This is a genomic window from Streptomyces sp. CB01881 (assembly GCF_002953255.1).
Taxonomy (GTDB): domain Bacteria; phylum Actinomycetota; class Actinomycetes; order Streptomycetales; family Streptomycetaceae; genus Kitasatospora.
This window is the reverse complement of sequence record NZ_CP026498.1, coordinates 10,288,511-10,313,834: the sequence shown is the minus strand read 5'-3', so window position 1 is coordinate 10,313,834 and position 25,324 is coordinate 10,288,511. Positions and strand designations below refer to the sequence as shown.

General features: G+C 74.8%; 21 protein-coding genes. 11 read left to right on the top strand and 10 right to left on the bottom strand.

Annotated features, from left to right (window positions below):
- On the bottom strand, nt 1–549 hold a 549-nt coding region (locus C2142_RS40840), incomplete at its 3' end, for an AMP-binding protein (protein WP_346766441.1).
- A gap of 240 nt (nt 550–789) precedes the next feature.
- Here C2142_RS40840 and C2142_RS34355 point away from each other — a divergent pair.
- The 3 genes from C2142_RS34355 to C2142_RS34345 all read left to right on the top strand — a co-directional run bounded on the left by C2142_RS34355 (nt 790) and on the right by C2142_RS34345 (nt 2,262).
- On the top strand, nt 790–1,032 hold the full coding sequence (locus C2142_RS34355; RefSeq protein ID WP_148646781.1) for a hypothetical protein: 243 nt from the start codon (nt 790–792) through the stop codon (nt 1,030–1,032).
- 161 nt (nt 1,033–1,193) lie between these two features.
- Nucleotides 1,194–1,562 carry a hypothetical protein gene (locus C2142_RS34350; protein ID WP_153882844.1) on the top strand — a complete coding sequence of 123 codons (369 nt, stop codon included), beginning with the start codon at nt 1,194–1,196 and terminating at the stop codon, nt 1,560–1,562.
- Nucleotides 1,563–1,581: 19 nt separating this feature from the next.
- The gene (locus C2142_RS34345) at nt 1,582–2,262 is read left to right on the top strand and encodes a class F sortase (protein ID WP_241002946.1); all 681 of its coding nucleotides are present in this window, start codon (nt 1,582–1,584) and stop codon (nt 2,260–2,262) included.
- 127 nt (nt 2,263–2,389) lie between these two features.
- Here C2142_RS34345 and C2142_RS34340 read toward each other — a convergent pair whose 3' ends face one another.
- From C2142_RS34340 to C2142_RS34325, 4 genes are all read right to left on the bottom strand, one after another.
- Nucleotides 2,390–3,574, bottom strand: coding sequence for an acyl-CoA dehydrogenase family protein (locus C2142_RS34340; RefSeq protein ID WP_148646779.1), 1,185 nt, complete (start codon nt 3,572–3,574; stop codon nt 2,390–2,392).
- A gap of 118 nt (nt 3,575–3,692) precedes the next feature.
- The gene (locus C2142_RS34335) at nt 3,693–5,636 is read right to left on the bottom strand and encodes a biotin carboxylase N-terminal domain-containing protein (protein ID WP_148646778.1); all 1,944 of its coding nucleotides are present in this window, start codon (nt 5,634–5,636) and stop codon (nt 3,693–3,695) included.
- Nucleotides 5,637–5,647: 11 nt separating this feature from the next.
- Nucleotides 5,648–7,246, bottom strand: coding sequence for a carboxyl transferase domain-containing protein (locus tag C2142_RS34330; protein WP_148646777.1), 1,599 nt, complete (start codon nt 7,244–7,246; stop codon nt 5,648–5,650).
- Complete coding sequence (locus tag C2142_RS34325) at nt 7,243–8,961, bottom strand: acyclic terpene utilization AtuA family protein (RefSeq protein WP_277347349.1); 1,719 nt, start codon at nt 8,959–8,961, stop codon at nt 7,243–7,245. The genes C2142_RS34330 and C2142_RS34325 overlap by 4 nt, the downstream gene beginning before the upstream one ends.
- A gap of 34 nt (nt 8,962–8,995) precedes the next feature.
- Between C2142_RS34325 and C2142_RS40835 the strand changes: the two genes are divergently transcribed.
- The 3 genes from C2142_RS40835 (at nt 8,996) to C2142_RS34310 (ending at nt 11,668) form a co-directional block, all read left to right on the top strand.
- The gene (locus tag C2142_RS40835; RefSeq protein ID WP_241002945.1) at nt 8,996–9,496 is read left to right on the top strand and encodes a hypothetical protein; all 501 of its coding nucleotides are present in this window, start codon (nt 8,996–8,998) and stop codon (nt 9,494–9,496) included.
- A 242-nt stretch (nt 9,497–9,738) separates the two neighbouring features.
- Entirely contained in the window at nt 9,739–10,479 is a 741-nt protein-coding gene (locus C2142_RS34315; RefSeq protein WP_148646775.1) for a VOC family protein, read from the top strand.
- Nucleotides 10,480–11,260: 781 nt separating this feature from the next.
- On the top strand, nt 11,261–11,668 hold the full coding sequence (locus tag C2142_RS34310; protein ID WP_148646774.1) for a nuclear transport factor 2 family protein: 408 nt from the start codon (nt 11,261–11,263) through the stop codon (nt 11,666–11,668).
- Nucleotides 11,669–11,681: 13 nt separating this feature from the next.
- Here the strand turns inward: C2142_RS34310 and C2142_RS34305 are convergent, their stop codons facing one another.
- Nucleotides 11,682–12,188 (bottom strand): GNAT family N-acetyltransferase, encoded by a 507-nt coding sequence (locus C2142_RS34305; protein ID WP_148646773.1) that lies wholly within the window; start codon nt 12,186–12,188, stop codon nt 11,682–11,684.
- Between the two features lie 237 nt (nt 12,189–12,425).
- Nucleotides 12,426–13,043: a TetR/AcrR family transcriptional regulator C-terminal domain-containing protein gene (locus C2142_RS34300; protein ID WP_148646772.1), complete on the bottom strand. Its 618-nt coding sequence runs from the start codon at nt 13,041–13,043 to the stop codon at nt 12,426–12,428.
- A 129-nt stretch (nt 13,044–13,172) separates the two neighbouring features.
- Between C2142_RS34300 and C2142_RS34295 the strand changes: the two genes are divergently transcribed.
- The 5 genes from C2142_RS34295 to C2142_RS34275 all read left to right on the top strand — a co-directional run bounded on the left by C2142_RS34295 (nt 13,173) and on the right by C2142_RS34275 (nt 21,246).
- Nucleotides 13,173–14,705, top strand: coding sequence for an MFS transporter (locus C2142_RS34295; RefSeq protein WP_148646771.1), 1,533 nt, complete (start codon nt 13,173–13,175; stop codon nt 14,703–14,705).
- 32 nt (nt 14,706–14,737) lie between these two features.
- Entirely contained in the window at nt 14,738–16,411 is a 1,674-nt protein-coding gene (locus tag C2142_RS41810) for an FAD-dependent monooxygenase (protein ID WP_148646770.1), read from the top strand.
- A 434-nt stretch (nt 16,412–16,845) separates the two neighbouring features.
- On the top strand, nt 16,846–18,366 hold the full coding sequence (locus C2142_RS34285) for a hypothetical protein (RefSeq protein ID WP_148646769.1): 1,521 nt from the start codon (nt 16,846–16,848) through the stop codon (nt 18,364–18,366).
- A 232-nt stretch (nt 18,367–18,598) separates the two neighbouring features.
- Nucleotides 18,599–19,879, top strand: coding sequence for a MoxR family ATPase (locus C2142_RS34280; protein WP_162002629.1), 1,281 nt, complete (start codon nt 18,599–18,601; stop codon nt 19,877–19,879).
- 89 nt (nt 19,880–19,968) lie between these two features.
- A complete protein-coding gene (locus C2142_RS34275) occupies nt 19,969–21,246 on the top strand; it encodes a VWA-like domain-containing protein (RefSeq protein ID WP_162002654.1) in 1,278 nt (425 codons plus the stop codon).
- 44 nt (nt 21,247–21,290) lie between these two features.
- On the opposite strand, the gene C2142_RS34270 is transcribed toward C2142_RS34275, so the two are convergent.
- The 3 genes from C2142_RS34270 to C2142_RS34260 all read right to left on the bottom strand — a co-directional run bounded on the left by C2142_RS34270 (nt 21,291) and on the right by C2142_RS34260 (nt 25,305).
- The gene (locus C2142_RS34270) at nt 21,291–21,782 is read right to left on the bottom strand and encodes a hypothetical protein (protein WP_148646767.1); all 492 of its coding nucleotides are present in this window, start codon (nt 21,780–21,782) and stop codon (nt 21,291–21,293) included.
- Between the two features lies 1 nt (nt 21,783).
- Complete coding sequence (locus C2142_RS40820; protein ID WP_241002944.1) at nt 21,784–23,487, bottom strand: DUF4157 domain-containing protein; 1,704 nt, start codon at nt 23,485–23,487, stop codon at nt 21,784–21,786.
- Between the two features lie 78 nt (nt 23,488–23,565).
- On the bottom strand, nt 23,566–25,305 hold the full coding sequence (locus C2142_RS34260; protein ID WP_148646766.1) for a DUF4157 domain-containing protein: 1,740 nt from the start codon (nt 25,303–25,305) through the stop codon (nt 23,566–23,568).
- Nucleotides 25,306–25,324 lie beyond the last annotated feature (19 nt).

The following is a 25,324-nucleotide window of genomic DNA, read 5'->3' as shown; positions in this document are numbered from 1 at the left end:
GGAGTAGGGCAGCACGGCGATGTCGCTGCCGGGGTCGATCGCGGGCTCGGGGTCGGGGCCTGTGGAGGCGAGCAGGTCGGCCAGCGAACGGTGGCCCTCGGCGCCGTCCAGCACGATCAGCTCGGCCAACGGGCGGCCCTCGGCGGCGAGCTTCTCCGCGGCCTGCCGGGCGGCGGACAGGAACGGCGAGACGGTGATCAGCCAGCGGGCGCCGCTGTCGGCGAGCTGGCCGGCCAGCTCGCCCGAGGTGGCGAGGGAGGAGACGGTGGTGACGGTGGCGCCTGCCCGGGTGGCGCCGTAGAAGGCCATCGGGTAGCCGATCGTGTTGGGGCTGAACAAGGCCACCACGTCGCCCCGGCGCACCCCCGCCTCGGCCAGTCCGGCGGCCACCCGGCGCACGGCCGTGGCGAGCCGGGAATAGCTGACCGTCTCTCCCGTGACGCCGTCGACCAGGGCCGGGCGGTCGCCGTACCGGTCGGCGTCGCCGAGCACCGCTTCGTGGATCGGCAGGTCCACGACGCCGACGTCCGGGAACTCGCTGTGGAACACCAAGGCATGCCTCCTCATGGGTAGTTGACGCACGGTCCGACCTCGCACGGGTGGCCCTGGAGGGCCGGCGGGCCGCACGCGCGGACAGGAGCATACGGACAGTCGCGGCGCGATGCGCCATTGTGACGAAGGGCGGGGGAAGCACGCGTGGCGTGCTTGCCGCCCCCAGTGGCCCGGACCACCCTCGGCCCATGGCCCGCCCGCCCCCGAGGGCGGTCCCCGACCAGGGAACACCCCACCGTGAGAACCACTGCCCTTCTGCCGTCCCCTCGTCCGCTGCTCGCCGCCACCGCGGCGGCGGCCGCACTGACGTTCGGCGCCGCGCCGCTCGCGGTGGCCGCACCGGGCGACAACGGCGACGTCAAGGTCCACGACAGCGCCACCGCGCCGGACAGCCGGAACGACGACTCCAAGGTCTGCCAGTTCTACCTGGACGCCTTCAACTTCGACACCGTCACGCTCGTCAACTGGACCATCGAGTAGCAGCCGCCCACCGGCAACGCGCTGGTCCTGGCCGGGTCGGTGGTACTGAGCAACGGCAGCGGGACGACGTCCACCTACAGCCTCCCGAACGGCCGCTACCGGCTCAACTGGACCTTCGTCGGCGAGAACGGCAGCGCCAAGCACAAGGTGTTCGACGTTCAGTGCGCCACCTCCTCGGGGTCGCCTTCCGGGTCGCCCTCGCCTTCGGGATCACCGTCCGGATCACCTTCCGGATCACCGTCCGGGTCGCCCAGGCCGTCCTGGTCGCCGTCCGGATCGCCCAGGCCGTCGGCGAGCCCCTCGCCGTCCCCGTCGGTGGGCGGCCACGGCGGCCCCTCGCACAGCCCCTCCCCCTCCTCCAGCCCCTCCCCCTCGCACGGCGACCGCACGGCGGGGTCGGCACCGGTGGCGGCGGCACCTCCGGGCCGAACACCGCCGAGATGCTCGGCGGTTCGGCGCTGATCGCCACGGCGGCGTGGTTCGGCGTCCGCTCGCTGCGCCGGCGCGCCGGACGCAATGCCGAGTCCTGACTCTCGGCACCGCCGCGCCGTGCCGCTGGGCCCCGGCCGTCTGACGGCCGGGGCCGTCGCCGTGACGGTGGCCGCCGGGACGTGGCTGGTGCAGGACGGAAGCGCGGGCAGCGGCGGCCCGCCGCTGCCTCCCGCTCCGGCCGCCGCCCTGGCGCCCTCCCCGGGTTCGCTCCCGGGCTCGGCCCCGGCGTCGGCGGGCAGGCCGTCGTCGCCGGGGCCCGCCATGCCCGCGCCGGCGCCGCTGCCCGCGTCGGCGCCCACCCGGATCAGGATTCCGGCCATCAAGGTGGACGCCCCGCTGGTGGGCCTCGGCCTGGACTCCGCCCAACACCTGGCCACCCCGCCGATGGAGCAGCGCAACCTGGCCGGCTGGTACCGCGACGGCGTCACCCCCGGGGCGGCCGGCAACGCGCTCACCATCGGGCACGCCGACAACCGCACCGGGCCGGCCGTCTTCTACCGGCTGGGCCTGCTCCGCCCGGATGACGCCGTCGAGGTGGTCCGCCAGGACCGGCGGACGGCGGTGTTCACCATCGACGACGTGCGGGTGTTCGCCAAGAAGGACTTCCCGGACGCCCTGGTCCACGGCGCGACCGACCGTCCCGAACTGCGGGTGATCACCTGCGGCGGCAAGTTCGACCGCAAGACCGGCTACGAGTCCAACACCGTGGTCTTCGCCCATCTCTCCTCCGTCCGCTGAGGGAGTCCCGGTGGTCGGCGCGACCGCCCGCGTGACGGCCCGGGTGACGGCCCGCGCGAGGGTCCGGTCCTCGGCTCGCGTAAACGGTCGGGCGACGGGTCGGGCGGAGGGTCCGCCCGGCGGCTCGTCAGTAGGACTTTGGCAGGCCGAGGGTGTGCTGGGCCACGTAGTTGAGGACCATCTCCCGGCTGACCGGCGCCACCCGGCCGACCCGGGTGGCGGCCAGCAGGGTGGCCAGCCCGTACTCCTGGGTGAGGCCGTTGCCCCCGAGGGTCTGCACGGCCTGGTCGACGGTCCGGGCGGCGGCCTCGCCGGCCGCGTACTTGGCCATGTTGGCCGCCTCGCCGGCCGCGTGGTCGTCGCCCGCGTCGTAGAGCAGCCCGGCTTTCTGGGTCATCAGCCGAGCCAGTTCGATCTCCACCGCGCACTGGGCCAGCGGGTGGGCGAGGCCCTGGTGGGCGCCGATCGGGGTCGACCAGACGGTGCGCTCCTTGGCGTACCCGACGGCCTTGCCCAGGGCCTGGCGGGCGAGGCCGAGCGAGAAGGCGGCCGTCATGATCCGTTCGGGGTTGAGGCCCGCGAAGAGCTGGAGCAGCCCGGCGTTCTCGTCACCGACCAGCGCCTCGGCGGGCAGCCGGACGTCGTCCAGGAAGACCTGGAACTGCTTCTCCGGCGCGACGAGTTCCATCGGTATGGGCCGGTACTCGAAGCCGGGGGTCTCCCGCGGGACGACGAAGAGGGCCGGCTTGAGCTTGCCGGTGCGGGCGTCCTCGGTACGGGCGACGAACAGCACGGCGTCGCAGTGGTCGATGCCGGAGACGAACACCTTGCGCCCGGTGAGCAGCCAGTCGTCGCCGTCGCGGCGGGCGACGGTGGTGATGCGGTGGGAGTTCGAGCCGGCGTCGGGCTCGGTGATGCCGAAGGCCATCTTCCGGGTGCCGTCGGCGAGCCCGGGCAGCCACTGCCGCTTCTGCTCCTCGGTCCCGTAGCGGGCGATGACCGTGCCGCAGATCGCCGGGGAGACGATCAGCAGCAGCAACGGGCAGCCCGCGGTGCCGAGTTCCTCCAGGACGATGGCGAGGTCGGTGATGCCGCCGCCCCCGCCGCCGTACTCGACGGGCAGATTGACGCCGAGGTAGCCGGCCTTGCCGGCCTCGGCCCAGAGCTCCTCGGCGGCCTCGCCGGCACGGGCCTTTCCGAGGTAGTACGCGGAGCCGTAGCGGTTGCCGAGACCGGCCACGGCACGGCGCAGGTCCTGGCGTTCGGGGCTCTCGATCAACGGGCTTCCGGGGGTGGTGCGCGGTGCGGACATGTTCCGGTCCTTCCGGGCGGGGTCGGCTGACGGGGCGGGTGACTGCGGCTCCCGGCCGCAGGTGCGGGTTCGGGCGGCAGGTGCGGGTTCGGGCGGCAGGTGCGGCTCCGGCGCGTTCCTACGACTTCGGCTGCACGACGGCGAGCAGGGTGCCGAGTTCGACCTGCTGGCCGGGGACGGCGCGCAGTTCGGCGAGGACGCCGTCGGTGGGGGCGGTGACGCGGTGCTCCATCTTCATCGCCTCCAGCCAGAGCAGCGGCTGACCGGCGGTGACGGTGTCGCCGACGGCGGCGGCCGTCCGGACGACGGTGCCGGGCATCGGGGCGAGCAGCGCACCCGGGTCGGTGTCGGCGGCGGGGTCGGGGAAGCGGTCCAGGACGGTGAGTACGGTGGAGCCGCCGGGGGCGTCGACGAACACCCGGTCGCCGTGGCGGGCGAGGTCGAAGGTGTGGCGGAGCAGGCCGGTCCGCAGCGTGACCCGCTCCGCGGAGGACGCGAGCAGGGCCGTGTCCGGGTGGCCCTCGGCCGCCAGTCCGTCGCGGGTGAGCCGGTAGCGGACCTCGAACTCGGTTCCGTCGTCGGTGCGGTAGCGCTTGACCTGTGGCTGGGAGGGGAGGTTGCGCCACCCCGACGGCAACGGGGTGCGGTGGGCCGCCGCGTCGCCGAGGGCGGCGGCCAGGGCGGCGAGCGCGGTGTGCGTGCCGTCCTGGGTGGTGAGTTCGGCCGCGTGCTCGGCCAGGAATCCGGTGTGCAGCCGCTCGGCCAGGAACGCCGGGTGCCGCAACGTCCGCACCAGCAACTCCCGGTTGGTGGCAGGCCCGTGGATGCGGGCCCGGGCGAGCGCGTCGGCCAGCCGCCGGGCGGCGGCCGACCGGGTCGGCGCCCAGGCGATCACCTTCGCCAGCATCGCGTCGTAGTGCACGGTGACCTCGTCGCCGTTCCCGACACCGGAGTCCAGCCGCAGGCCGGTCGGCCCGTCACCGCCGAACTCGGTGTGCGGAAGTGGGAGTTCGAGGCGGTGGACGGTGCCCGTCGCAGGCCGCCAGTCGCTGCCCGGGTCCTCCGCGTAGAGCCGGGCCTCGATCGCGCAGCCGACCGGCTCAGGCGCCCGCCCGGCGAGCTTGCCGCCCTCGGCGACGGCGAGTTGGAGTGCCACCAGGTCGACGCCGGTGACGGCCTCGGTCACCGGGTGCTCGACCTGGAGGCGGGTGTTCATCTCCAGGAAGTAGAACCGGCCGTCCTCGGCCAGCAGGAACTCCGCCGTCCCCGCGCCGACGTACCCGATCGCCCGCGCGGCCTTGACCGCGGCGGCGTGCAGCTCCTCCCGCACCCGCTCCGGGAGCCCCGGCGCGGGCGCCTCCTCGACGACCTTCTGGTGCCGCCGTTGCAGGGAGCAGTCACGGTCGCCGACCGCCCAGACGGTGCCGTGCGCGTCGGCGAGCAGCTGGACCTCGACGTGCCGGCCGGTGGGCAGGTAGCGCTCGCAGAAGACCTCGTCCGAGCCGAAGCTCCTGGCCGCCTCGGCGCGGGCGGCGGCGAGCTGCCCGGCCACTTCGTCCAGCCGGCGGACCACCCGCATGCCGCGCCCGCCGCCGCCCGCGGCCGCCTTGACCAGCAGCGGCAGGTCGGCCTCGACGGGGTCGGTGACGGCGTCCAGCACGGGCACCCCGGCGGCGGCCATCAGCCGCTTGGCCTCGGTCTTGGAGCCCATCGCGACGATCGCCGCCGGTGGCGGGCCGATCCAGGTGAGGTCGGCGTCCAGGACGGCCTGCGCGAACCCGGCGTTCTCGGAGAGGAAGCCGTAGCCGGGGTGGACGGCGTCGGCGCCGGCGGCGAGCGCCGCCTGGACGACCAGGTCGGCGCGCAGGTAGGTGTCGGCGGGCGCCGCGCCGGGCAGGCGCACGGCGGTGTCCGCCTCGCGGACGTGCGGGGCGTCGGCGTCCGGGTCGGAGTGGACGGCGGTGGTCGCGATGCCCAGGCTCCGGCAGGTACGGAAGACCCGGCGGGCGATCTCGCCCCGGTTGGCGACCAGCAGGTGGGTGATCGGTCGTTCTGTGGCCATGTCTGGGTTCCTCACATCCGGAAGACGCCGTAGCCGCGCGCGCCTTCGACGGGCGCGTTGTGGATCGCGGAGAGGCAGAGTCCGAGCACCGTCCGGGTGTCGCGCGGGTCGATCACCCCGTCGTCGTAGAGGCGGCCGGAGAGGAAGACCGGCAGCGACTCCGCCTCGATCTGCTGCTCGACCATCGCCCGGATCGCGGCGTCCGCGTCCTCGTCATAGGGCTGCCCCTTCGCGGCGGCGGACTGCCGGGCCACGATGGACAGCACACCGGCCAGTTGCTGCGGGCCCATCACCGCCGACTTGGCGCTCGGCCAGGCGAACAGGAACCGGGGCTCGTACGCCCGCCCGCACATGCCGTAGTGGCCGGCCCCGTAGGAGGCGCCCATGAGGACGGAGATGTGCGGCACGCGGGAGTTGGCGACGGCGTTGATCATCATCGCGCCGTGCTTGATGATGCCTCCCTGCTCGTAGTCCTTGCCGACCATGTAGCCGGTGGTGTTGTGCAGGAACAGCAGCGGGATGTCGCGCTGGTTGGCCAACTGGATGAACTGGGCGGCCTTCTGGGACTCCTGGCTGAACAGCACGCCCTGCGCGTTGGCGAGGACGCCGACCGGGTAGCCGTGCAGCCGGGCCCAGCCGGTGGCGAGGCTGGTGCCGTAGAGCGGCTTGAACTCGTCGAAGTCCGAGCCGTCGACGATCCGGGCGATCACCTCGCGCGGGTCGAACGGCACCTTGAGGTCGCCGGGGACGATGCCGAGGAGCTCCTCCTCGTCGTACTTCGGCGGCGCGGCGGCCGCGTCCGGGCCGGGTCCGGGCTTGCGGTGGTCGAGCCGGGCGACGATCCGGCGGGCCAGACGCAGCGCGTCCGGCTCGTCCACGGCGAAGTGGTCGGCCAGGCCGGAGGTGCGGGCGTGCATGCCGGCGCCGCCCAGCGACTCGTCGTCGGACTCCTCGCCGGTGGCCATCTTCACCAGCGGCGGCCCGCCGAGGAAGACCTTGGCCCGCTCCTTCACCATCACGGTGTGGTCGGACATCCCCGGCACGTACGCGCCACCGGCGGTGGAGTTGCCGAACACGACCGCCACGGTGGGGATTCCGGCCGCGGAGAGGCGGGTGAGGTCGCGGAAGAGGGCGCCGCCGGGGATGAAGATCTCCTTCTGGCTGGGCAGGTCGGCGCCGCCCGACTCGACCAGGTTGACCAGCGGGAGGCGGTTGGTGAGGGCGATCTCGTTGGCGCGCAGGGCCTTGCGCAGCGTCCAGGGGTTGCTGGCGCCGCCGCGGACGGTGGGGTCGTTGGCGGTGATCACGCACTCCACACCCTCGACCACGCCGATGCCGGTGACCAGGGCCGCGCCCACCGGGTAGTCGCTGCCCCAGGCGGCGAGCGGGGAGAGTTCGAGGAACGGCGAGTCCTGGTCGATCAGCAGCTCGATCCGCTCGCGCGGCAGCAACTTGCCGCGACCCCGGTGCCGTTCGACGTACTTCGGGCCGCCGCCGGCCAGCGCCTTGGCGTGCTCCTCGGCCAGCGCGCCGAGCTTGTCGAGCATCGCGGCGCGGTGCTCGGCGTGGTCGGCGCCGGCCGGGTCGAGGCGGGTGGGCAGGACGGTCACAGCAGCGCCTCCGGGATGTCGAGGTGGCGGGAGCGCAGCCACTCCCCCAGCGCCTTGGCCTGCGGGTCGAACCGGTGCTGGGCGGCGACGCCCTCACCGAGCAGGCCTTCGAGGGTGAAGTTGACCGCGCGGAGGTTGGCCAGCAGGTGCCGGGTGATGGTCAAATCTGCTGTCTCGGGGAGGAGTTGGCGAAGCCGCTCGGTGGTCAGGGTGTGCGCGAGCCAGCGCCAGCCGGCCTCATCCCGGGCCCAGACGCCGAGGTTGGCGTCGCCGCCCTTGTCGCCGCTGCGCGCACCGGCCACCAGGCCGAGCGGGGCGCGGCGCGTCGGTCCCTGGTCGGCCGTGGGGTCTGGGGCCGTGGGGTCTGGGGCCGTGGGGTCGGCTACCAGCCGCTGGGCGGCCAGTTGTTCGGCGGCCGGCGCGGGAGGGACGGCGATCCGGCGGCCGTCCGGCAGCACTGCCGTCTGCTCGACCTTCCCGGCGTCGACGTGGGCGGCCGTGAACACCCCGTACGGAGCACCCGGTCCGGGCGGGGCGGTGAGGTGAAATCCGGGATATCCGGCCAGGCCCAACTCGACGGCCGCCTTGCCGAGTTCGCGTCCCACCTTGGCCGGGTCACGGTCCCGGGCGGTGAGCCGGAGCAGTGCCGAGGCGGTCTCCTCGGTGGCGGCGTCGTGATGGTCGGTCCGGGCCAGCGTCCAGCGCAGCTCGGCGGGGCGCGCGTCCGGCGGCAGGGCCTCCTCCAACTGCCGTTGCACCAGGGCGGCCTTGGCCTCGATGTCGAGCCCGGTGAGGACGAAGACCACCTCGTTGCGGTGCCCGCCGAGCCGGTTCAGGCCGACCTTGAGGGTCGGCGGCGGCGCCTCTCCGCGCACCCCGTCGATCCTGACCCGGTCCGGCCCCTCCTGCGTGAGCCGGACGGTGTCCAGCCGGGCCGTCACGTCCGGGCCCAGGTAGCGCGCCCCGCCGGTCTCGTACAGGAGTTGGGCGGTGACGGTGCCCGTGGTGACCGCCCCGCCGGTGCCCGGGTGCTTGGTGATCACGCTGGAGCCGTCGGCGTGCAGTTCGGCGAGCGGGAAGCCCGGCCGGACGACGTCGTGCTCGCGGAAGAACGCGTAGTTGCCGCCGGTCGCCTGCGCGCCGCACTCCAGCACGTGCCCGGCCACGACGGCCCCGGCGAGAGCGTCCAACTCGCTCGCATCCCAGCCGAAGTGGGCGATGGCGGGCCCGGCGACCAGCGCCGCGTCGGTCACCCGCCCGGTGACGACCACGTCCGCCCCGCCCTTGAGGCACTCGGCGATCCCGAAGGCGCCGAGATAGGCGTTGGCCGCCAGCAGACCCTCGGGCAGTCCGAGTTCGGCCCGTCGCGGCAGCAGGTCGTCGCCCTTGACGTGCCCGACGGCGGCCTCCAGCCCCTGGCGCTTGGCCAACTCCCTGATCGCCTCGGCGAGTCGGGCCGGGTTCAGCCCTCCCGCGTTGACCACGATCCGTACCCCGCGTTCCAGTGCCAGGCCGAGGCACTCCTCCATCTGGCGCAGGAACGTCTTCGCATACCCGAGGGACGGATCCCTGAGCCTGTCCCTCGCCAGGATCAGCATGGTGAGCTCCGCCAGGTAGTCCCCGGTCAGCACATCCAGCGGCCCGTCCGTCAGCATCTCCCGGACCGCCGAGAAGCGGTCCCCGTAGAACCCCGACGCATTTCCGACCCGCAACACTGCACGCGACCCCACAGGCACGCCTCCCCTACCGGTGGCCACAATCCTTGCCGTCGCGCAGCAGCGTGGCACCGGCGCGAAGAAAAAGCAATCATGCCTGCTTGTTTTCCTGGCACCCCCTGCGCCGCACCACCCGCATGTGTGGCTGGAAGCCGTAGTCGGCGGATGGAAGCGGCAGTTGGCGGGGATGCCGCCCGGCCGCCACCGGTTCCGGCAGTGGTCGACACGCGGGCTGTCCAAGCGGCAGTCCTGGCTGGCAGACTCCTCGGTCGTGGCGAACAGCGGACTGTGGGTCGGTGTCCTCAGGGCGACCCACGAAGTCCGGCTCGATGGTCCTGCCGAGGTTTCCGCCGCAGCGGAGCAGGTGCGGCAGATGGCGCGACGCGTGCAGCCGTTGCTCAAGGCGCTCATCGGTGACGCCAGTCCCGGGAGGAGACGCGAATACGACGCCGCGTACCTGGAGTTCCGGGAGGCCTTCGTCGCGTTCATAGGCCTGGCGAGACAGGCGCTGGAGGTCAAGGACCAGGAAAGGTGACCGACCAGGAAAGGCGACCGACAGGAAGGTGACTCCCCCGACGACCTGCCGAAGCCCGACCCGACCCGGCCCGCCGCCCGCCGCCCGCCGCTTCCGGTCGCCTGTGCGGGACAGAACACGCCCTCGACGGCCACCGGACACGACGGCCGGCCAGGGCTACCGGGTGGTCGCGTCCGGTGAACCGGTCCCTGCCGGGCGAGTGCGCCGGTGAGGCTGGCGAGCGGGTGCATAGGATCACCGGCATGGCACTGCGACCTGTTCAGGTGAACATCAAGGCCCTTGACGCGTCGGCGGTCGGCCGGTTCTGGGCGGAGGCGCTCGGCTGGAGTGCTTACAGCCCCGGCGTGGTCACCTACGTCGGACCGGCGGGCGGCCCCGTGTGGCCGGACCCGGTCTTCGTCTGCGTCGACGTCATTCCCGTCCCGGAACTCAAGACGACGACGAAGAACCGTGTGCACATCGATCTCGCCACCACCTCTGCGGCCCACCAGGCGGAGTTGGTCGCGCGCCTGCGGGCTCTCGGTGCGACGCCCGCCGACGTGGGCCAGGGCGACGTGCCGTGGACGGTCCTCGCCGACCCCGAGGGCAACGAGTTCTGCGTGCTGGAACCCCGGGAGGTCTACCGGGACACCGGGCCGATCGCCGCCATCGTGGTCGACTGCGCGGACCCGCGGGCCATGGTCCGGTTCTGGGGCGAGGCGATGGACTGGACCCTGCACGCGGTGACCGACGATCAGGCGGTGTTCCGCTCAGCGAAGGGTGGCGGCCCGTATCTCGAGTTCCTCCGCACGCCCGACGTGAAGACCGTGCCGGACCGCGTCCATCTCGACCTGCTGCCGTACCCCGGTGACGACAAGGAGGCGGAGGTGGCCCGGCTGCGGGCCCTCGGCGCCACCGACCTCGACGTCGGCCAGGGCGATGTCCCGTGGACGTGCCTGGCCGACCCGGAAGGCCACGAGTTCTGCGTCCTCGCCCCGTCCTGACGCCGTCCTGACGCCGTCCTGACGCGGGGCCTTGACGACGCCCCGGCACGGGAGCGCAGCATCGAGCCGGCGCGGAGGCGGGCCCGCATCCGGCATACGTGGCCGGGCCACCGGTGGCCCCGCACCCGCCCGCCGGCTGCATCGGCCTGCCGGTCCGTGAACACCTCCGCCAGGTCATCCGCGGCCGAGGAACCGGCCCTCGCTCCAGTTCGGGGGCGGCACCGGCCCGGTGTACTTGATCTCCTCGACCAACTCGCCCAGGGAGACCCGGAAACGAGGCCTTCTGGAGCCCGTCGTGGAGCGACACCAGGAAGGAGCCGTCCGCCAGCCGGTAGATGCCGCGCCGGGGGCGCTCGCTCCAGCGGGCAAAACCCCACGAACGCCCGGGCCGGTACGTGCGAGCCAGGTGTTCGGCGGTCTCCCGGGCCTCCTCCAGCGAGCGCGCCTCCTGCTCGACGTCCAGCCTCCAGTGCGCCCCGCCCTCGTCCGGGTGGTTCTCGTAGTCCTCCTGGACCAGCACGAACCACGTGCCGTCGGCCACCATCGCCCGCCCCTTCCCGTCGACGTCGTCCCCGAGAGTCCGAGCAGCAACCTACGCTCGCCCCTTGCGCGGACGGGCGGGTTCCGCAGGTCCGCCGACGGCGGGCGGCCGGCGGGCCACGCGCCGCGCACGCCGGTGGCCGAGGGTGTGACGAGCCGCGTCCGTTCCCGGAAAGCGTCCGCCCCGGGGAGCGCCGCCGTGATTGTGTGGACTTCCGTGCCCGAACCCAGGGAGGCCGCCGTGTCCCGAACCCCGCAGGAGATCTTCGAGCGTTACGTCCACGCCGGCCCGATGACCCGCGATGCCGACGCTCTTGCCGAGACCTTCACCGAGGACGGCGTGTTCGAGGCGCCACTCGTCCCCGCCGGCGCCGACTTCCCCAGGAGGCTGGTGGGCCGCGAGGAGATCCGTCGTGCGATGGCGGCGCACTACGGGGGGCAGGCGGCGGACGACCGCGTGCCGAACGTCGAGAAGTCCGCGTACGTGCTGCACACCACCTCCGATCCCGACGTGTTCATCGCCGAGATCGACACGGTCTTCGACGGGGACGGCGAGGACGTGGCCGTCTCGCTGGTCCAGATCTTCCGCATCCGCGACGGGCGGATCGCCCATCTGCGTGACTACTTCGCGCCCGGGCTGGTGAGTTGAGGCCCTGGCGGCGTCAGCTCAGCGGCAGGGCCATCTCCAGCAGCCGGCTCGCCGGGTCCAGCTCGTAGGGCTCGTCGAGACCGGTCAGGTCGAAGCCGCGGCGGCGGTAGAAGGCCGTCGCCCTCGGGTTGTGCTCGTGCACCCTCAGCAGGAGGCGCTCCGCCCCGGCCTCGGCGCGGGCCCAGTCGAGGATCGCGTCCAACAGGGCGTCCGTCACGCCGAGTTGCCTGCCCCGGTAGGCCGGATCGGTCCAGACACCGACCAGCACCGCCGCCTTCGGCTCGGGCGTGAAGGAGATCATCGTGCCGACCCACCGGCCGTCCGGGGCCACCGCCGCGAACCCCGCGCTCCCCTCCGCACTGACCCGGGCCACCCGCGAGCGCCACTCGTCCTCGCCGTGGCCGAGCGCCGTCTCGTACGTCTCCATGAAGGCCATCGGCGTGTCCAGCAACTGCGCGAGCCGCACCTCGCGCATCCGCTCCCAGTCCCCGGGGCCGATGCGCTCCACTCGGCAGTCCATTGCGTCCTCCCTCTGTCCCGCCTGCTCACGCGATCATGAGACTCGAAGCAGCATAGGCGCAGGCCGGCCGCCTCGGGCGCGTGGTCGTCCACGGCCACGCCCCGCCCCCCACCACCCGTGATCCGCGGGCCGGCCGCTCCGTCCCGGGCCCGGCCGGGGTGGGCTCAACCGGGACGGCTTCCCGGCGGGTGACCGGCGGTCAGGAGCCGGGACGGCACCCAGGACCCGGTGCGGCGGTCAGGACCCGGTGCGGCGGTCCAGGCCGTCGAGCAGGAGTCGCAGGCCGTACTCGAAGCGGTCGTCCGGGGTGCGGTCGGCCCAGTGGCGGATGGCCGTGCCGATGGCCGGGTAGTCGGTGGTGTCGGCGGCGTCCGGTGTCGGGGTGCGGTCGGTGGTGGCGAGTTGGTGTTCCCGGCTCTGTTCCTCGATGACGTGGCCGAGGACGTAGTCCTGGAGGGTGAAGAAGGCCAGTGCGGTCTCCGTCTCCGGCACTCCGGCGGCGGCGAGGGCCCGGACCGCGGCCTCGCCGAAGCCGAGGGTGTTGGGCCGGCGGACGTACGTGCCGGACAGGACCCTGGCGCCGTCCCGGCGGGTGAGCAGGGCGCGCCGCAGCCGTCGGGCGAGTTCGGCGGTCCGCTCGCGCGGCGGGAGTGCGACGTCGACGTCGGCGACGCCGCTCATGATCTCCTCGGCGATGGCCTCCAGCAAGGCCTGCTTGTCGCGGTAGTGCCAGTACAGGGCGCTGGGTCCGACGCCCAGGGACGTGGCGAGGCGGCGCATGGTGAGCCCGTCCAGGCCGTCCTGGTCCAGTAGGCCGAGCGCTCCGGCGAGCACGTCCTCGCGGTGCAGGCGCACGCGGATCTCCTTGCTTGGCGGGCGGGTTGGGCCGCCTTCGTGGCCCTGGTCACCCGCGTTGACACGCCGTTGAGTCTACCCTAACTTGAACACTGTTCTACTAGAACACCGTTCAGGTTTGGAGCAGACATGTCCACGCCCTCCTCCTCGCGCAACCCCGCCGCGCCCCCTCCGGCCACCGCGCCACCGCGCACCGACCCGCCGCCCGGACCGCCGCGCCTGCTGCGGCCCGGCCTGCCCGTCGCGGCGGCGGTGGCGATCGCCTGCACCGCGTCGTTCATGGTCGTCACGGACGGCGCCATCGTGAACGTGGCCCTGCCCGCGATGAGCGCCGACCTCGGACTCGGATCCGCCGCCGCCCGCTGGGTGGTGGACGCCTACCTGCTGGTGCTGGGCGGCTTCACGCTGCTCGCGGCCCGCGCCGGCGACCTCTTCGGCCGCCGGGCCACCCTCCGGGCGGGCCTGGTGCTGTTCACCGCCGCCAGCGCCGTCGGCGGCCTGGCCGGCAGCGGCCCGGCCCTGATCGCCGCCCGGGCCGCCCAGGGGCTGGGGGCCTCGGCGCTGGCAACCTCGACCCTCGGCGTCGTCCTCGCCGCCACCGCCGACCGGCCGGAGCTGCGCCGGCGCGCCATGTCCGCCTGGGCCGCTTCGAGTTCGTCGGCCGCGGCACTCGGTGTGCTGCTCGGCGGCGTCCTCACCGAACACGCCGGCTGGCGCTGGGTGATGTACGTCAACGTGCCCGTCGGCCTCGCCCTGCTGGTCGCCGTCCGCCTCTGCCTGGAGCCCGCCGACGTCCGCGGCTCCCTCGGCCGCCTCGACCTGCCCGGGGCCTTCGTCTCGACCACCGGCGTCGGCCTGCTCCTGTTCGGTGTCACCCGCGGCGGCGAGAGCGGCTGGACGTCCCCCACCACGCTCGTCACCCTCGCCGCGGCGGCCCTGCTGCTCACCGCCTTCGTACGCGTCGAGGCACGCAGCGCGAACCCGCTGGTCCGCCTGCCGGTGTTCCGGCTGCCCGGCGTACCGGCCGGGAACCTCGTCGTGCTGTTGCTCGGTGCGAGCCTGACGGCGTCGCTCTTCCTCGTCTCCCAACTGATGCAGCAGGTCCTCGGCTACTCCGCCCAGCAGGCAGGCCTGGCGATGCTGCCGATGGGCGTGTGCCTGGCCGCGGCCGCACTGGTCTCCCGGCGCCTGCTGGACGCCGGGGCGCGCCGGCTGCCGCTGTACGGGGGCACCGTCGCGGCGGCCGGGCTGCTCTGGCTCGCCGCCCTGCCGGCCGACGCCCGCTACGCGGCCGACCTGCTCGGCCCGCTGCTGCTGATCGGGTCCGGCCTCGGCCTGATGCTGATGTCCGCCACCACGGCGGCCACCGCCGCCGTCCCGCCCGCCGAGGCCGGCCTCGCCTCGGGCCTGCTCAACACCTCCCGCCAACTGGGCGGCGCCCTCGGCCTCGCCCTGCTCGGCGCCATCGCCCAGTCCGTCACCGGCACGGCCGCGGACACCGCCTCCGGTGCCGCCGCCGCACTCCTGCACGGCTCCCGTGCGGCGCTGCTCGCCGCCGCGGCGCTCAGCCTGCTGGGCGCGCTCGCCTCCCTGCTCCTGCCCGGATCCCGGAACACCGCCGGGACCGACGGGACCAACACCCCTACAATCCACAGCTCCTGACTTATCATCAGCAACCCTCCGGAGAACATCCCATGCACACCGGCAAGCACTACCCCGTCCTCGTCGTCGGCGGCGGCATCGTCGGCCTGACCGCCTCCCTCGCCCTCTCCCATCACGGGGTACCCTCGCTCCTGGTCGAGACCCACCCCGGCACCCACGACCACCCGCGCGCCCGCAGCCTCAACGCCCGCGCCATGGAGATCTACCGCGAACTCGGCGTGGCGGACGCCGTCCGCGAGGCCGGTGCCCCACTGGCCCGGGCCGAGGGGCTCCACCGCGGCTCCGACCTCGCCACCGCCCTCGCCGACGTCCCGCGACGGCCGGAGCCCGGCGACCGGCCCGAGAGCATCTTCGCCCCCGCCGCGATGGCCCGCTGGAGCCCGACCACCGGCCGCCGCGCGACCCTCGACGCCGTCGAACCCGTCCTGCTGGCAGCGGCCCGCCGCCGACCGGCCGAGATCCGCTTCGGCACCCTGCGCACCGGCCTCCGGCACGGCGACGACCACCTCGCAGTCGACCTGACGGACGTGGCCACCGGCGCCACCGAGACCGTCACCGCCGACTACCTGATCGCCGCCGACGGCGCGGGCGGCGCGCTGCGCCACGAACTGGGCGTCTCCTCGACGTACGGCACCAGCCACGGGCACCAGCTCAACATCCTGTTCCGCGCCGACCTCGAACACTTCGTCCGGGGCAGGGAGTTCAGCGTCGTCCTGATCGCGCGCGCAGGTGTGCGGGGCATGCTCACCGCCATCGACGCCCGCACCCGCTGGGCCTTCCACCTGCGCTACGACCCGGCCGTCGAGAGCCCCGCCGACTACCCGCCCGAGCGGTGCGAACAGCTCCTGCGGGACGTCCTCGGGGTGCCCGGCGCCGAGCCCGAGGTGGTCAGCGTGCTGCCCTGGGAGGCCCGCGAGCGCACGCTCGACCGCCTGCGCGCGGGCCGGGTGTTCTTCGCCGGCGACGCGGCCCACCAGATGCCCCCAGCCGGCGCCCGCGGCGCCAGTACCGGCATCGCCGACGTCCACAACCTCGCCTGGAAGCTCGGCGCCGTCCTCGGCGGGCGGGCGGACGGGACCCTGCTGGACACCTACCAGGACGAACGCCACCCCGCCGCCGTCCACGCCGTCGCCGCCTCCGGCGCCAACGCCCGGGCCATGACCCCCGGCAGCCCCTCCCCCGATCCCGACTGGACCACCCCCGCCGCCCACGGCCTCGGCGACCGCTACCGCTCCGCCGCCGTCCTCACCGGCGCGGGGGACCCGACGGACCCCGTCGCCGCCGACCTCGACGGCGGCCCCGGCACCCGCCTCCCGCACGCCTGGACCGACCCCGCCCGGTCGCGCTCCACCCTCGACCTCCCTGCCGGGGACTGGATCCTCCTCGGCCCACCCGCCTGGCACCTGCCCGCCGACGCCGCCGGCCTGCGCCACGCCGACCCCGGACCCGAGTTCGCCGCCCTCGCCGGTACCGCCACGGGCGGTGCCGTCCTCGTCCGCCCCGACGGCCACATCGCCTGGCGCTCCACCGACCCGACGACCACCGGCCGGACGACCACCGACCCGACCACCACCGACCCGACCACCACCGACCCCGAGGATCCGGCCGCAGCCCTCGACGCCGCCCTGCGCCGGCTGCCGTTCCAGGCCCGCCACAGCACGCACCGCCGGACACCCGGGCCCACGGACCCGGCGATCCGCCCCTAGGAGTCGTCAACCCCGCAGACCCGTCGGGTCGGTAGACACGTCGGTCGGTTCCGCGGACCCGCTGCACCGGCCCGGTCGGACGAACCGGGCCGGTGCACGACCGCCCGGCAGCCGGTGACCGTCCGCGGCGCCGCAACCGGAGCGGGGCACCTCCTCGGACGGGACCGTGTCATCTGCCGCCGACACGGTTTCAGGAGCCGAGCAGGACCGGCTGGCGATCCCCCCGGCTCCCGGCAGCCCCCAGGGGAGGAGCGGCCGGCCACGGCGGGGACCGCCGTGGCCGGCCGCGGCAGCGGGTTCGCGCCACGGCGGGTCCCGGTCGGCGCCCCGGACGAAAAGGCCTGGCCGATCACCCCGACGGACGCTACGCTCACCCCAATGATGAACAACTCCCGTCACAGATTGGGGGACTCGTCCGCGCAAGGTGAGTGCTGATGCTCACTGGAACCGCGAACGAGGACCCGCGCCTGACCTCCCGGCGCCTTTCCCTCTGGCTGCGCGTGCGTGAGTACGCCGTGCCGCCCTCCATGATCGAGACTGCGACCAGCCGCCGGTGTGCCGGGGACTGGGCAGGGGCGTGCGCCGCCGCAGGTGTCGACGTCGATGTCGACCTGCGGTCCGTGGCACACCGCCACGGGCACGACCTCGCGGCCCGCGTCCGCGACGATCTGCGCCATCTGGCACCCGACCTGCTGCGCTGGCACCTGCCCCGGATCGCCCCCGACGGCCTGCTGCGCCCCGGGCTGACCGTCACCCTGGCCCGGTACGACACGGCCGGGCGGGGCAGCACAGGGCCCGACGGTACGACGCCCGACGGCACAGAGCCGGACAGCAGGACGCCCGACGCCACAGAGCCCGATGGCACGGGGCGCAACGGAGCCGGGCGCAACGGGACCGGGCGCGATCGCGCGGGCCCGGTGCACCTGGTGGCGCGCACTCCGCCGGCCTGGGCGGATGCCGGTCAGCGGATCAGCCTCGCGCTGTGGGACGGGTCCCGCAGCACGGACGGCGACCGCCGTCACCCGCACCCCCACCCCAGCAGACGCTTCCGGCTCGACCTGCACCGGCACCTGTGGGACACCCGCAGGACCGGCGAGCTGCGCATCCGGTCCGGAGCCGACCGGACGGCCGTCGAAGGCCCGCCGCCGGGGACCGGCCCCGGGGCGGTGCCACGGGGGGACCTCCCCCCGGGACACCGCTGCGCCGTCGACCGGTGGGCGGCCGAGGCGGGGTTGCTGATCCGCGCCGAGGGCCGGGCCGCCAGTGCCGTCACGGTGCGGCTCGAAGGCCGCCAACGGCTCCTCCTTCGCCTGGACGCGGACGGGAACGGACTCGGCATCTCGCCGGCACCCACCGGCGGCGCCCCCGGACTGCCGGTCCTGCCCGACGCGGCGGTCTGGGTGCCTCCCGACCTGGAGCTGCTCCGCGCCGGGCTGATCGGGCCCGACCGGCTGCACCCGTTGGTGGCCATGGCGCTGGTTCCGGGCCATCGACCGACCGGCCCGCTCCGGAGTCCGGACCGGCCGGGAGAGCCGCGCATCGTGGAGTGCCGGGGCGCCCGGCACCGGATCGGCCTGGTCGACGGGGTGCTCGCCCCGCTGGACCACGACCCGGCCGAGATCCGCCGCGAGGAGCTGCTGGTCGCCCTGACCGGCACCCCGCTCCCCTGCCTCCGGGCGATCGACGAGGCGCACCGCCGTCCGGACTGCCTCACCGGCGTCCGGGAACGCCTCGACCACGGCGACACCGCCGGTGCGCTGGCCGTCGTCGAGGGCCTGCTCGGCCCCGAGGCACTGCTGCGCGCCGGCCCACTGCGGGACGAACTGGAAGCGGCCGCCCTGCGCCGGATCGCCTACGGGATGTTCCGGGCCGGCCTGGCCGACGGCCGGTCGCATCCGCCACGCAGCCCTCGCCGCGACCGCCGCTCGCGACCGCGCCTCGCCGCCTCCTGCTGACCCGGGCTCCGACCCGGACCTGCGACCCGGCCCCGGACCGTCACACCCGCCGTCCCTTGCGCGCGCGCCACCTCCTCAGGCACGCCGCCTCCTCACGCGCGCCATCCCGGCACGCGAACCGCCACCCACCCGAACCGCCGTCCGCACGGACCGTCCCGTACGTGAACCGTCCCGCACACGGGCTGCCCCGCACACGAACCGTCCCGGCGCACGAACCCACAGGTGATCGAACATGCCATCAGACACGCCCACGCGCACCCTGCCGAACCCGGCCACCCGCACCTCCCACCTCGACGTCCCCCAGCACGACGTCCCCCGGCTCGACGTGGCCGGCGAGTTGCTGACCCTGCTGCGGACCAGCACGACCGAACCCCGCCCCGACATCCAGCTGGAGGCACTGACCCTGGCCGTCGCCGCCGACCTGCCCGTCCTCCTCTGGGGCGAGCCCGGGATCGGCAAGACCGCGGCCCTGACGCAGCTCGCCGAGGCGCTGGGCCTTCCGCTCACCACGGTGATCGCCAGCGTGCACGAACCCTCCGACTTCTCGGGCCTGCCCATCCTCGGGGACGATCCCGCGGAACAGGGCGTCCCGATGGCCCCGCCGGACTGGGCGGTCCGGCTGGTCCGGGCCGGCCGGGGGCTGCTCTTCCTCGACGAGCTGTCCACCGCACCGCCGGCCGTGCAGGCCGCCCTGCTCCGCCTGGTGCTGGAGCGGCGCATCGGCGCCCTCCAACTACCCCCCGGGGTGAGGATCGTGGCCGCCGCCAACCCCCGCTCCTCGGCGGCCGACGGCTGGGAGCTGAGCCCGCCGCTGGCCAACCGGTTCGTCCACCTCCAGTGGACCCACGACACCGAGGTCGTGGTGCGCGGCCTCGGCGGGACGTGGCCCCGCGCCACCCTGCCGCGGCTCGCCCCCGAGGGGCTGCCGGCGGCCGTCGCCTTCGCCCGCCGTGCGGTGTGCGGGCTCCTGGCCGCCCGCCCCGGACTCGTGCACCGGCTGCCCGGCAGCGAGACCCGCCGGGGCGGCGCCTGGCCCTCGCCGCGGAGCTGGGAGATGACGCTGTACCTGATCGCCTTCGCGACCGCGGCCGGCTCCTCCCGGGAGGTGCTCTCCCTCCTGGTGCGGGGCACCGTGGGGGACGGTCCCGGGCTTGAGCTGCTGGCAAGCCTGGACCGGATGGACCTCCCCGACCCCGAACTGCTCCTCGCCGACCCGGCGGGTGCCGCGCTGCCCGAACGGGGGGACCTGCGCCAGGCCGTGCTCGACGGTGTGGTGGCGGCGGTCCGTGCGCGCCCGGACCGGGCCCGCTGGGACGCGGCCTGGGCGCTGCTGGTCCGGGTGCTGGAGACCGGGGCCCCGGACCTGGTGGTCGTCCCGGCGACCACGCTCGCCTCGCTGCGCCAGGAGGACTGGGACGTCCCCGCGGCGATCGAGCGGCTCGCCGGCGCGGTGTCGCTCTCCCGGCGCGCGGACCGGGCGGCCGACCGGGTCGCCACGAAGGCCGGCCGGTGACCGCCGACACCCCGCAGGCCCCGAACGCCCCGCAGGCCCCGAACGCCCCGCAGGCCCCGAACGTCCCGTCAGCCCCGGGCAACCCGAGGGTGACGGGCGCACCGAGGGCCACGGGCACACCCGGGGCCACGGACGCCGGTGAACCGGCGCTGGACTTCGACAAGCTGTTCGCCGCCCGGCTGCAGGCCGCCCGGGCGCGGCCCTACCTGGCGACGGCGCTGTTCGCCCTCCACCCCGTGGAGTCATGGCTGGTGCCCACGATGGCCGTCGACCGGCACTGGCGGTGCTACGTCTCACCGGCGTTCGTCTCCCGGACGCCGGTGGAGGAACTGGCCGGCGTCTGGGTGCACGAGCTGTCGCACCTGCTGCGCGACCATCACGGGCGCAGCGACCGGGTCGCGCGGGAGCGCGGCCTGACCGGCCCGGGGGAACGGCTGCGGATGAACATCGCCGCGGACTGCGAGATCAACGACGACGTGTTCGGTGACGGGCTGGTCCGGCCCGAAGGCGCTGTCGACCCGGGCGCCCTGGGCCTGCCCGAGGGCGAGCTCATGGAGGACTACCTGCGGCAGTTCGGGCTCGGACCGTACACCGAGGCCCTGGCGTGGCTGGACTGCGGCAGTGGCGCCGACGGGCTGGAGCGGGCGTGGGACGAAGGGCCGGACGGCGCGCACGGCCTCAGTGCGCAGGAGCGGGACGCCGTCCGGTTCCGGGTGGCGCAGGGCATCACCGGCCGCCCCGGGAGCACCTCGAAGGGGTGGCGACGGTGGGCGGAGGAGGCGTTCCACCCGCCGCAGCCCTGGCGGGACCTGCTGGGGGCGGCGGTCCGCTCGGCGGCCTCCGCCCCCGGTGCGGGCGAGGACTACAGCTACGGGCGGCCGTCGCGGCGCTCGGCCGGGGTACCCGGTGCCGTGCTGCCGAGCCTGCGGCGCAGGCCGCCCCGGGTCTCCGTGGTCATCGACACCTCCGGGTCGGTCAGTGACACCGAGCTGGGCAGTGCGCTCCTGGAGGTCGCCGCGATCACCCGTGCGGTGGGCGGCCGCCGCGACCTGGTCACCGTGCTGTCCTGCGACGCGGCGGCCCGGATCGTGCACCCGCTCTGCCAGGCCGGGGGAATCCCGCTGGTGGGCGGAGGGGGCACGGATCTGCGCACGGGCTTCGCGAGGGCGCTCCGGGCCCGGCCCCGGCCGGACGTCGTCGTGGTCCTGACCGACGGCCAGACGCCGTGGCCGAGCAGCCGGCCACCGTGCCGGACGGTGGTCGGCCTGTTCCCCCGGAAACGGCGGGCGCGGTCCTGGGACGAGGACGATCCCGACCACGTGCCGGACTCGCCGCCCGCGTGGGCGCGGGTCGTCGAGATCGGGTAGCTCGGGTGGCCCCCCGACGCCCGGCGGGCGCCGGACCGGGCCCGCTAGGCCGGGTGGCCCTCCCCCGGGTAAGGCAGCCAGCGGTAGCCCGGGGAGAAGGTGGTGAAACCCGGCGGGTGGCCGGCCAGTTCCCAGACGTCGTCGGCGAGGACCAGGCCCGGGAACGCGCCGAGGTCCTCGTCCGCCGTCAGCTCGTCGAAGAAGCGGAACATGTCGGCCTCGACCCCGGCCAGGGCGTACCGGTAGCGGGCGGGCGCCGAGCGCAGGCACGCGTAGAGGCGGTGGCCGGCCTCGGTCATCGCACGGGCGTCCGCGTCGGAACCGATCCCCGTCCGGCTCAGCCCTCCGGGGACGGCCCACGCCCACCAGTTGCCCCGGTCGTCGCGGACCACGTCGGCGGCCCACCCGGCGTCCTGCCGAGTGGTTTGCCCGGTGTCCTGCCGGGTGTCGTGCCAGGCGGCGAAGTGGCCGGCCACCGCCAGCGCGTCCGCCTGCGACGGCCCGCACTCGGCGCTCAGGCTGAAGATCCAGGCCATGTCACGGGCCTTCCTTCCGTCCTGGCGGCGTGGCCTTCACCCAGAGCGGCCTGGTCCGGGCGAGCGCCGCCTGGAGCTCGTCCACCGGAACGGGGGCCCGGGGGCCGACGTAGCCGTGCGTCTTCTTGTCCCTGACGTATTGCAGCACCCCGGCGAAGACCGTGGGGCTGATGGCCCAGACCGGGTCCTTGCCGGTGCCGTCCTTGCCCCACTCCGGGGGCCGGCGGTGCGGCAGGAGGTTCAGCGGCGTGTCCGGGGCCACCGACATGCCGCCGCCGGGCTGGGCGAGCCCGCCGACGACCTCCACGTCGGGGTTCGCGCCTCCCACGCGGACCCCGAGTCCGCGGGCGGTGGGCTCGGGCTTGGGGGACCCGCCCTGCTCGATCATGCTGCGGTAGACGAGCAACGGGTCCTTCTTCTCGCCGTCGTCCCGCTTCGGGCTCGCGGCGAGCGCCCCGGCCCTGGCGGCCTCCGTGGCGGGCGACGTGCCCGTGCCGGGGGAGGCGGCCTGGCCGGCGGCCGGCCGTGGGGCGGGCACGGGCGCCGGGGCGGGAGCGGGCGGTTCCGGCACGGGCACCGGCTCCGCCGGGGCGAGGTCGACCGCCGCGTTGCCGTCGAAGCCCGAGGCCACCGTGCCTCCGGAGCCACCGCCCGACGACGGCTGCACCTTGGGCCGGAATCCCGGGTGCGAGGCGATGTCGACGACCTCGCCGCCACCTGCGGCCGCACCAGCCCCAGCACCGGCACCAGCCCCGGCACCGGCACCCGCCGCGGCTCCGCGCCCGGCGGCCCCGAGCCCGCGAAGCCTCGCCCGGGCGCCGGCCACCGCGAGGACCGCCATGACGAGGTGCCAGATCACCCGGACGAAGGACCGGGACGCCTCCGTGATCCGCGCCCTGTCCCCGTGCGCGGCGCGGCACAGCGACCACCAGCGCAGGGCCTCCGCCACCGCGTCCTTCGTCTCGACGGCCGCGAAGTAGCCCAGCACGGCCAACGTGATCACCTGGAGGATCGCCCCGACGACCTGGGTGATCCCGGTCGGCGCCGCCTCCGCCGCCCCGATCACGGCCTCGGCCGCGAGGAACGCACCCGTGATCAGCGTGATCCGGACCCAGTGCGCCTTGATGGCCGCCCAGACCTCGTCCTCGAAGAACTCCATGACGTGCTGCGGGGACTCGTCGATCGACGCGTACGCATCCCGGAGGAACGGACGCGGGTCGTGGCTGCGCAGCCAGTCCCCGACGCTGCGCCGGATCACCCTGCTGCTGTCCTGCCCCGCGCGAGGACGTCCGGCGCCGGCCGTACGGGCCGGCTCGTGCGACGCCCGGGACCACTGGTCGGCCTCGGCCTCGCGGGCGTCGCCGACGCCCCCGAGCGAGAGTTCGCCGGTCCGCGGCGGCGACCCCGACTGCTGGAGCGAGTGCGCCAGCTCGTGGGCGATCAGCCCGAGCCCCCGCGGGCTGTGCGGCGCGTACGCACCCTCGCCGAAGACCAGGTCCGGCCCGCTGGTGTAGGCCTGGGCGCCCACCGCCGCCGCCGACCTGGCGGCCCGGCCGTCGGCGTGCACGCGGACACCGCTGAAGTCGGCTCCGAACCTGCTCTCCATCGTCCTGCGGGCGCCGGCGTCGAGCGGCTGCCCCGGCGAGCGGAGCACGTCGTGGACGATCGGCGGCGCCCCCGACGGCGCCTGCCGCGCATGCTGCACGGACACCGTCCTCGGGACCGCTCCCGGACTCGTCCTCGGCCTCGCCCTCGCTGCGCCCACTTCGAACCCACCCACCGGTTACCTCGCTCCCGCCTTCGTGGCCAGTCCGGACGCGACCAGCCGCCGGACGAACGCGGCGACGGCCTCGTTCTGCCGACGGGGCCAGTAGATCTCCAGCCAGTAGTCGTGGACCCGGCGGCCCACCTCGACCGGGTGAACCGGCGCAACCTCCGCCAACTTGCCACCATTGAAGGACAGTTCGCGGTTTGCCTCCTGATAGCAGGCGTACATCTCGCTCTCCACGGCCTGGGCGGCCGCCGCCGCCCCCTTCGGGCTGACCTCGTACCCGGCGGCCACCGCCCCGTCGAGCAGTCGGCTGACGCCGGTGAGCTTGTCCGCGGCCGAGAAGACGTACCGGGTGACGAACGAGGCGCCCTCGCTGCCCTTGCCGGAGACCGTGTCGAACTCGCGGAGGGCGGTGTTCTCCGAGACGTGGCCGGTCGTCGTGTGGCCCCACACGGAACCGCCCTTTCCCTCCGCGATCAGTGAGTCGCGGACGACGGCCGCCAACGAGTGCCTCCCACCCGGCTCCATCGTCCCCTTCACCCAGTCCTCGCTCGCGTCCGGTTCGCGGCCCCCGTTGCAGGAGTACAGGACGACGGTCACGTTCGGTGCCAGCACGGGGGCGATCTGCTTGATGACCGACGCCGCCGTGGAACTGCTGATCGAGCCGAGACCGCACCAGTTGCTGGTCCCGTGGGCGAACACCGCGAGGGTCCGCACGGTGTTCGGGCCGGTCCCCGGCGGCACCGGTCCCTCGGGGGTCGGGGCCTTCGCCACGGCTGCGGGGAGCAGGGCGCCGAGCGCCCGGACGGTGGCGGTCAGCGGGTGGTCCGCATCCGACATCGCCTCGCCGAACACGATGTTCGAGGCGGTGGCCTTCTTGCCCGTGAGGGCCAGAGCCTTCTCCCGCCTGGCCCACTTCCGGGCGGCGTTCCGCGCCTCCTCATGGTCCTTGGTGGACGGCATCGGGGCGTAGAAGGCGAGTGCCACGCCCGCCGGGAAGTCCTTGGCCAGCCGCTGTCCGAGCACCGCCTCGGGATCGGCGGGCGCCGCGGGCCCGGTCCTGTCCGGATTGTCCAGGTCGTCGCACTGGACGGCGAGCGCGCCGGCCGCCGACTGCTGCACCACGTGGCCGAGCTCGTGGGCGAGCAGGCCCTGCCCGGCCTCGCTCTGCGGGGCGTAGCGGCCGGCGCCGAAGACGATGTCGTTCCCGACCGTGTAGGCCTTGGCGTGCTGCCCCGCGGCCAGGTCGGCCGCCTGCGCATCGGTGTGCACCCGCACCCCGCTGAAGTCGTGCCCGAAGCGCGCGCTCATCTCCTGCCCGGTCCCGGCGTCGAGCGGCGCTCCGGCGGAGCGCGGCACCAGGTCCTGGACGTGCGACGCCCCGCCCGGTTCCATCGGTGCCGGCGTGCTGAGGGCCGCGCCGCCGGCCGCGGCCGCCGCGTCGGCCTGCCGCTCGGCGCCCTCGCCCGCCGTGGCGGACGCCCGACCGGTTCCCCTGCCGGCCGCTTCACCGGTCGTCTCCCCGGCCGTGTGCCCGGCCGCTTCACCGGTCGTCTCCCCGGCCGTGTGCCCCCGGAGCGGAACGTGGCTCAGATCAGGCTGCCCGGCCGACGGGGTGGCGGGCTGCTGGAGGTCGGCGGTGTCGGGACGGTCGTGGCCGGCCCGGGCACCGCTGGGCACCGGGGGCGAGGGCGTGGGCGAGGGTGTGGGCGAGGGCGCGGGCTTCGAGTGGCTGCGGGACCGGTCGTGCATCCCAGTCTCCTTTCCGGTT